At 67.8% G+C, this 8,253-nt stretch carries 8 protein-coding genes; 1 reads left to right on the forward strand and 7 read right to left on the reverse strand.

Going from position 1 to position 8,253, the window contains the following annotated elements; translation table 11 throughout:
• Window positions 1–91 precede the first annotated feature (91 nt).
• The 7 genes from ACZ4XD_RS35785 to ACZ4XD_RS35815 all read right to left on the reverse strand — a co-directional run bounded on the left by ACZ4XD_RS35785 (window position 92) and on the right by ACZ4XD_RS35815 (window position 6,278).
• Window positions 92–226: a hypothetical protein gene (locus ACZ4XD_RS35785; protein ID WP_468049494.1), complete on the reverse strand. Its 135-nt coding sequence runs from the start codon at window positions 224–226 to the stop codon at window positions 92–94.
• Between the two features lie 525 nt (window positions 227–751).
• Window positions 752–1,885: a tetratricopeptide repeat protein gene (locus ACZ4XD_RS35790; protein WP_468049497.1), complete on the reverse strand. Its 1,134-nt coding sequence runs from the start codon at window positions 1,883–1,885 to the stop codon at window positions 752–754.
• Window positions 1,882–3,240, reverse strand: a complete 1,359-nt coding sequence (locus tag ACZ4XD_RS35795; RefSeq protein WP_468049499.1) for an ATP-binding protein — start codon at window positions 3,238–3,240, stop codon at window positions 1,882–1,884. The genes ACZ4XD_RS35790 and ACZ4XD_RS35795 overlap by 4 nt, the downstream gene beginning before the upstream one ends.
• A gap of 233 nt (window positions 3,241–3,473) precedes the next feature.
• The gene (locus ACZ4XD_RS35800; protein ID WP_468049501.1) at window positions 3,474–3,917 is read right to left on the reverse strand and encodes a cupin domain-containing protein; all 444 of its coding nucleotides are present in this window, start codon (window positions 3,915–3,917) and stop codon (window positions 3,474–3,476) included.
• A 409-nt stretch (window positions 3,918–4,326) separates the two neighbouring features.
• Entirely contained in the window at window positions 4,327–5,403 is a 1,077-nt protein-coding gene (locus ACZ4XD_RS35805; RefSeq protein WP_468049503.1) for a WD40 repeat domain-containing protein, read from the reverse strand.
• 75 nt (window positions 5,404–5,478) lie between these two features.
• Window positions 5,479–5,769, reverse strand: a complete 291-nt coding sequence (locus ACZ4XD_RS35810) for a Rid family hydrolase (protein WP_468049505.1) — start codon at window positions 5,767–5,769, stop codon at window positions 5,479–5,481.
• A gap of 8 nt (window positions 5,770–5,777) precedes the next feature.
• On the reverse strand, window positions 5,778–6,278 hold the full coding sequence (locus ACZ4XD_RS35815; protein ID WP_468049507.1) for an ATP-binding protein: 501 nt from the start codon (window positions 6,276–6,278) through the stop codon (window positions 5,778–5,780).
• Window positions 6,279–6,627: 349 nt separating this feature from the next.
• Between ACZ4XD_RS35815 and ACZ4XD_RS35820 the strand changes: the two genes are divergently transcribed.
• The gene (locus ACZ4XD_RS35820) at window positions 6,628–8,097 is read left to right on the forward strand and encodes a UbiD family decarboxylase (RefSeq protein ID WP_468049509.1); all 1,470 of its coding nucleotides are present in this window, start codon (window positions 6,628–6,630) and stop codon (window positions 8,095–8,097) included.
• Window positions 8,098–8,253: the final 156 nt, after the last annotated feature.

The raw sequence follows: 8,253 nt of genomic DNA on the forward strand, positions 1-8,253 counted from the left end.
GCCACCCGATACGACAAGACCGTCGAGTCCTACCAAGCCGCCGTCACCCTCGCATCGCTCCTGATGTGGGCGTGACATTTGAAGACAACTCCTAGAGGCGCAGACCCGCGCGCACGCGACGCCCTGCCGTGGTGTGGTGCACCTCGGTCCACTCCACGAGGAACTCGATGATCGCCATACCCCGCCCATGCTCATCGCTGTCCGTACCGTCCCGGGGGTGGGACACCGCGAGGCACCCCTCTCGCCTGCCTGCGTGTAAGTGATCAGTCGCCGGTATCCGAGTGCCTTGGCTGCCCTCCAGGCGGCGCCGTAGACACACCACCGGCGAATGAACCTGACCAAGCCCTACCAGTAGAGATGCAAGAGAAGGAGCAGGGCTCCCGAAGCCAGGATGGGCAGCCCAAGGGCACGGATGAACCCGGGCCGTACCTTCAGTGTCGGAACGTACGGAGTCTCTAGGCGCCCATGGCTCCACTGCATCTCGCGGCGTCGGCCAGCCGCCTTGCTCTGCACCTGCTCACATCTGCGCCGTATGAAACCGCCGATGTCGAACAGCACGTCAGCGCAAATCGTCACCAACAGAACCGCAAGACCAATAGCCATAGGGCGGCCTATGAGTGGGCGAGTCCCGTCGGACTTCGCTGGTGGCGGCCAGGGGGAGTGACCGAACTACTCAGCACCTCCTGGCCGTCTGGCATAGGAGTCAGCGGCCCGGAATTTTCCTCTCCCTTCGGGCTCGGGCGGCCGTTCCTCACCGGGTCTTCTTCCGGTCGAACCAGATCGTCGCAAACGTCGGCGCGAGCCCTGCCCAGAACAGTATCTGCGGCAACACCCTTTCCTCCCAGGGTATTTGGGCGATAAGCAGGGCGCACAGCAGGGCCCAGGCCGCCTGGGCCAGCACTATGCGGGGCCACCGGCGGCGGCGTATCAGGGACCGCACATTGAGCTGTACGCCGGCGCGCCGGCGGCGGTAGCGCAGCAGGGCGCCGACGATCCAGATGGCGGTCACCGGCACGAGGTACCACAGGCGCTGACCGAGGGACAGCGGCAATTCCCGCGCCACCTCGCCCTCTCGGACGAACATGTCCAGATCCAGCATCGCCCCGGCCAAGCCGACACAGAGCAGCGCCGGCCACCGCACCCCACGCAGCATGCGGTAGGTGGCTTGGTCGAGGCCGCGCTGCATCTCGGCGGAGTCCGGTGCGGCGGAAAGCCCGGTGGCATAGAGGTCGGCGGCCTGGGTGGCCTTGACGCCCGGGGCCTGGGCGGCCTTCTGGGTCTGGCGGGCCAGGGCCTCTGCGTGGGTGGGGTCGAGCCGGAGGAGGGCGTGGTCGAGCTGGTCGGCGAGGGTGGTGTCGAGCGAGAAGGTGGCGATCTGGTGGGCGACTTCGTGGGCGTAGATCTCCTCGGGGCCCAGCCGCAGCGCCTCCGCTGCCAGGTCGGCCGCCTCGCGGAGGACATCGGCGCGCTCGTGGGGCGGGGGAAAGGTGGAGCCGTTCGCCTGGACGTAACGGACCAACGACATACGGCATACGGCGTCCGCGAGCATCGTGTAGCCGTACCAGTGGTGCGGGTCGGCCCGGACCGCTTCGCGCAGTACGGGCTCGGCCGCGCGCCATGCCCTGTCGGGTATGCGCGTCAGTGCCCTGGCGCGCAGGATGAGTGCGAAGAAGTCCTCGGGAGCCAGTTTGAGTGCCTCGTCAGCCGCTTGAAGGGCTTGTTCGGGCTGCTCCGTTTTCAGGTGGCAGTGGCCGATCTCGATCCAGGCACGCCGGTCGTCGGGGTTTCCGGCGAGGTGCTGCGCCAGCACAGCCCGGGCCTGCTCGTAGCGTTCAAAATCGAAGAGGGCCCGGGCCTGATCGACGGCCGAGTTCAGTTCGGTCACAGCTTCCGCTTCTTCTTCAGGTAGGCCACCAGGTCGTCGTACATCCCGCCGTCGTTCGCGTACATCGCCACGTTGCGGGCGGCCGCGAACCACGGCTCCGTCGAGGGACCGACCTGCCCCGCCGCGGCCAGCAGGTCCTTCATCCCGATCAGGCGTACGGTGCCGGTCCGGGCCGAGTCCAGCAGCGCATGCTCGGACGCGGCCTCGCACACATGGGCCAGGTCGGCGCCGGACAGGCCGTCGGTGGCCTTGACGAGCTTGCCGAGGTCGACGTTCTCGATGGGCCGCTCGCGCAGGTGGTAGCGGAGAATCGCCTCCCGGGCCGGTCCGTCGGGTGGCAGCACCAGCAAGGTCCGGTCCAGCCGGCCGGGGCGGCGCAGCGCGATGTCCACGTCCCAGGGCACATTGGTCGCGGCGAGCACGAACACGCCCTCGTTCGCCTCCGCCTCGACGCCGTCCAGCTCGGTCAGCAACTGGTTGACGGTGTTGCGCATCCCCGCGCTCTGGGTGCGGCTGCGCTTTCCGCCGAGCGCGTCCAGTTCGTCCAGGAAGACCACGCACGGTGCCTGGCGGCGGGCGGTCTGGAAGAGCTCGTGCATATTGCGCTCGGAATTGCCCATCCACATGTCGAGCACGTCGTTGACCGACACGGACAAGAGGTTCGCCCCGAGCTCGCCGGCGACCGCCCGGGCGATGAAGGTCTTGCCGCAGCCTGGCGGCCCGTACAGCAGGAGACCGCCGCGAAGACTCTTGCCGTACAGGCGGCGCAGCTCCGGATTGCGCAACGGCGCCAGAAAGGCCGCCTCCAGCCGCTCCTTGACCTCCTGCATGCCGCCCACATGGGCGAGGCGGACGGCCCCGGGCCGCTCCACATCCCAGGCGGCGGCATCCTCAGGATTGCCGCTGCCGTCGACGGTCAGCGGCGCTTCCACGAAACGGGGCGGCACGGCGCTGCTGCACGGCAGGACTTCACCGACCTGGTCCTCGGCGGCCTTCCAGTCGAAGCCCGGGCCCGAGGCTGGGGCGGACGCCGGGACCTGGCCGGCCGCGGGGTCCTGCGGCGCTTCGGCCACAGACGTCGGAGGCGGGCCGGGCACCGGGGTCTGCGGCGGCGAGGGAGGCGCGGCTTCGTCGGAGATGTTTGTCGGAGTACCTGCCAGGGCCCGGACCATCAACTCGCGTGCCAGGGTGTCACCGGGCGCGTGCTGCAACGCCACGGAGACCTCGCCCACCGCGGCGTCACCATGCCCCGCGGACAGCAGCAACTCGGCGAGGTGAAGCCGCAGCGGCACGTCATCGGGCGCCGCCGCAACGGCCCTGCGCATGCTCTGTATAAGGGGGGATTCCTCCGACATGACCCACACTTTACGGAGCCCATGTGGGTGTCATGCGGGCGCCCTTGGTGTGCCCGGCACTGTGTTGGGCCGTGCTGCCGTCACGGGGAGGACGTTCTCTCCGCGCACCTAGTAGGGCTTGGTCAGGTTCGTTCGCCGGTCGTGTGTCCGTTTGATCGGCTGCATCGATCCAGCCCTGGTGGGCGATGGCCGGCCGGTCCGCTGGGCGATGCCGGCCGGTCCGCGTCTTGTTCCTACTGCGTGCCTGCCTCTTGATGCTGGTACAGCTCGGGCACGGAGACCTTGATCGGCTCTTGCGTGGTCCGAGCGATCACGACGACCGCGGGCTCGCTGGGGTCGGGATTCTCCTCGCGGTGCGGGACGAACGGGGGGACGAGGAAGAAGTCGCCCGGATCGGCGGCGAGCCGTATCTCCTGTGTGCCGTCGTGGTAGACGAACACGGGGTGCCCGCTGACCACGTAGATCCCCGCCTCCGAATCGCCGTGATGGTGGTTGTCCGTGGCGCTCAACGGCGGGTTCTCCACCAGGCCCATCCAGAGCTTCTTCGAACCGGTCGTGGTGCCGCTGATAGCGGCGTAGCCGTCCAGCTCGCCGGATCGGACGTGGTGGACGCGGTTGTTCAGCGGCGCGTTGTCACCAGCGCCGAGTGCAGTCCCCACACCTTCATGCGTAGTCATCGTCGTGCAGCTCCTGTTCTCCAAGGTCTTGACCGGAACCAGGCTGCAACTTCCCTGCCAGCACGACAACTAGAGTTGCTGTTATGGCAAAGCCCACGCATCCGGAGCAAGCGCTCCCGGCCCGCCCCGATCAGCGGCCGTAGCACGCCGGTTGTGGCCGCTGCGGCGGCTGACCGGAAACAGTCAGGGCTCAAGAAGACCGGCGCCGCGGCCAGGCGTCGCGACGGCGTCCCTGAGAAGCTGTACTGGGCACCGCCCACGACACCACCGCGGACCGGCATCGTCGTCCGTGACCACAACGAGCCGCAGCCGGGGAACCCCGTCCCTGCCCATGCCGCCACGATACGAAGCAGAAGTGGCCGCCAGGGAGCCCGACGGCCCCAGAAGAGGGGGAACGGGAGCGTAGAGGCTAGCGGGTGGCGAGAGTCAGATCCCACACGCGGATATCGTCAGAGCTCTGGGTGACGGCGACCGGGGTTCCTGCAATCTCGGTGACCATCTGGAGATGGTGGTCGGTGAACGGGGCGCCGATCTGCTGGCCACTGGCCAGGTCCCACACGCGGGTGGTGCCGTCATTGCTGCCGGTCACGGCGATCGTGCGGCCTGCGACATGCGCGGTGCCCAATGTCGCGATGGTGTCGGTGTGGCCGGTCATAGGCGATCCGATCGGCTCCTGTGTGGTGAGGTCCCACCTGTTCACCGCTTCGTCGTCACCGCCGGCCACCACCACCGTCCGGCCGTGCACTTCCGTGATCGCGATAGCCCGCGCAAGGTTCTTGATACCGGCCAGGCTCTTGCCGATCTGTTCGCCACGGAAGAGGTCCCAGGCCTGAAGGAAGTCGTCGTCGCCGCCGATGACAGCGACCGGTCGGCCGTCGACGAGACCCGCTCCCATCCCTCCGTTGTAGCTGCCCTCGATTCCCGCGACCCGTTCACCTTCCCGAGTCAGATTCCAGGCCAGCAGCTTGCCGTTCTCGCAGCTGCTGACGGCGATCAGCCCCTGGTCGGACGCCACGGTAGTGAGCGAGCAGACGCCCAGACCGTGACCGGTCAGCGCCTTCCCGATCTTGCGCCCGGTGCGTAGATCCCAGACACGCACCGCCCCTCCGATCAGGTCCCAGTGCTCGGGAATCGACAGGTCGAACCGGCCGCCGCCAGTGACGACGACGGGACGCCCGTCCAGATGCGCCACCGTCAAGGCGGAGACGATATCGTCCGCTTCGAATTTCGGCCTCTCGTCCTCGTCGGGGTCGTCCTCGTCCCATACGCCGTTCTTGTAGTACCAGTCGTCTTCCGGGCCAGCCGCGTCGAGCTCCAGATCACGCTTGGCACATGCGCCACCAACGAGGTCGCAGGTCCACAAGGTCCCGTCATCGTCAACGCTGACCGTAACGAGAGCACCGTCCAGCTGAATCACGGGCGTGGTCTCGTGCGCGCCGGCATGGGAGTGGCCAGAGAAGCGACGCATCATTCGATCATCGGTCATGCGAGAGACCCTAACCATCAGCGCTGACAGTCCAGTTGTCGCAGTCACACACACCTCAGACAGTCGAACAGGGCCTCACGACCAGAGTTCGAAAACAGCTTCTGAGGCCCTCAAGATATTCCTGTGCAGTGCGCGCACCCAGGTGGTCGATCCTCCTTCGTTGATGAGCCGGATGTGTTGCCGCGAGCCCTCGGCCGGGCTGCAGGCGATGACCTTCATCTCGATCAGGAGGTGCGGGTGCGGGAGTTGATGGACGGCCACGGTGGTGCGGGTGGGGCCGTCGAAGTCGAAGAACTCCGCATAGGTCTCGTGGTCTTCGGCGAAGTCATTCAGGTCGGCGACGACGCGGCTGGAGCCGCTCGCCACAGGTCTCGTTAGAGACGCAGACCCGCGCGCACACGACGCCCTGCCGTGGTGTGGTGCACCTCGGTCCACTCCGCGAGGCACTCGATGATCGCCAGACCGCGCCCGTGCTCATCGCTGTCCGTGCTGTCCCTGGGATGGGGCACCGCGGCCCCGGAGTCGGTGACCGAGATCAAGAGGATGTCCCCGATCTGGCTCAGGACGACTGTGGTGTCGGCATGGCCGTGCTGGACGGCATTGGCCGCGAGCTCGTCGATGACCAGCACGGCGGAGTCCCGCGACGCTCCGGAAACGCCCCAGCGGCTGAGCACCTGCGTCGCGAAGGCGCGGCAGGTGCGCACAAACGGCTCGCGCGAGGGCACGGCGAGCACGGCCCGGGGAGCCGTCTTCCCGGCGTGATCCACGGCCCGCCTCGGCTGGGCCGGAGCGCGCTGTACCGGGGGAGACGTCGGGTCGCTCTCCCAGCGGAGGGCATCGAGCGCGGCCTCGTCCACGCGAAGCGCTGTGTTCACCGCGTCACTCACGCGAAGTGCTGTGTTCACCGTGTTACTCATCTCCCCCGCCTCCCAGTACTCGTGCTCCTTGGATGCGGACACGAGCAATGCTTCACCGGCGGACTGATGCGCCGCTTACCGCGCGCTGACATGTGGGCAACGCGCGTGCGGGCGGCATGACAGCGGCCTGCACAGCGCGCCCGCCACCTTCAAAGGGGCACCACGACCAAAGGGGCACCACGACGAAGCCGCAGCGAGGCATCCGCACGCTGCCTGACACGCATCAGGTTTCCCGAGGCAACCAATGTGCGTACACTGATAGTCAGTACACAGACATTGCGTCTGCCGGCCTTTGAGAGGAGTCCCTATGCGTCACCCTTCGGATCTGCGTGAACACATTGCGGTACTGGAAGCCCTTGGCGACCTCGACCGCATCGAGACGGAGGTCGACTGGAACCTGGAAGCCGCCGCGCACACGCGCTACAGCGTTGAGCGTCGTCTTCCCGCACCGCTGTTTCAGAAGGTGGGCGGTGTCGAGGAAGGCTTTCGCCTGCTCGGCTCGCCGGCCGCGCTGAGCGCCGCCCCGGACAAGCCGTTCGCCCGCGTCGCACTGAGCATTGGCCTTCCGCCGGACGCCACCGGCCGAGATGTGGTGGACCACCTGGTCGCCACCTGGAGCCGCCCCGGCATCCCCCCGAAGTCAGTCAGCCGCGAAGAGGCCGAGGTCAAGCAGAACGTGCTGCTCGGTGACGACGCGGACCTGACCCGTTTCCCGGTGCCGTTCGTGCACCACGGGGACGGCAACCGCTATGCCAACACCTACGGCGTGATCATCGCCCAGACCCCGGACGGTTCGTGGACCAACTGGTCCATCGCCCGGATCATGATGGTCGACGGCAAGCACATGACCGGTCTGGTCATGCACCCTCAGCACATCGCCCAGGTCTGGCAGCAGTGGGTCGACCTCGGTAAGCCCATGCCGTACGCGCTGGTGCAGGGCGGCGACCCGGCCATTCCGTTCATCGGCGGTGTCCCGCTGCCCGACCATGTCAACGAGGCCGACTACATCGGCGCACTGATCGATGAACCGCTCAAGGTGGTCAAGGCCGAACTGTCGGATCTGCTGGTCCCCGCCAGTGCCGAGATCGTCATCGAGGGCCATCTCTCCATCGAACGCTCCGGCGTGGAGGGGCCGTTCGGCGAATACGCAGGCTACATTCCGACGGAAACCAGCCTCCAGCCGGTCTACAGCGTGGAGGCGATCACCTACCGCGACGACCCGATCTGGCCCCTGGTCGCGGAGGGCACACCCGTCGACGAGTGCCACACCTCGCAGACCATCGGCATGGCCGTCGGCGCGGTGGCCGCGCTGCGCGCAGCCGGCCTTCCGGTCACCACCGTCTGGGGCTCGATGTACAGTGCCGGCCACTGGTACGCGGTGACCGTGCCCGCCGACTGGCGTGACCAACTGCCCGGCAGCACGCCCGAGGAGTTCGCCCGCCGGGTCGGCGAGACCCTCTACTCGACCAAGTTCGGCCACTGCCTGCCGCAGGTGTTCCTGCTCGATGACGACATCGATCCCGCCGACGAGCATGTCTTGATGTGGGCACTGGCCACCCGGGTCCACCCCGTGGACCGCAAGGTCTACTTCGAAGGCGGTCCGATCCTGCCGCTGCTCGCCTGCTACACAGAGGAAGAGCGGCACGCCGCACAGGGCACCAAGGTGGTGCACGAGGCACTGCTCCCCGCGCCCGGAGAGCGCCAGGTGACCTCCAATTTCGAGCACGCCTACCCCGCCGATGTGCGGGCCAAGGTACTGGCCCGGCACCAGGGTTGACCCCGATGGGACGCGGGGGGGGGGGGGGGGGGGGGGGGGGGGGGGGGGTGGGGGGCGGGGGGGGGGGGGGGGGGGGGGGGGTGAGAGGGAGTGTGTTTACCAGGGCTTCCGGGGGTTTACTACGGTGCATACCAGGGCGGTTGTGCAGCTTCCGTT

The organism is Streptomyces sp. NPDC029466, assembly GCF_055574515.1.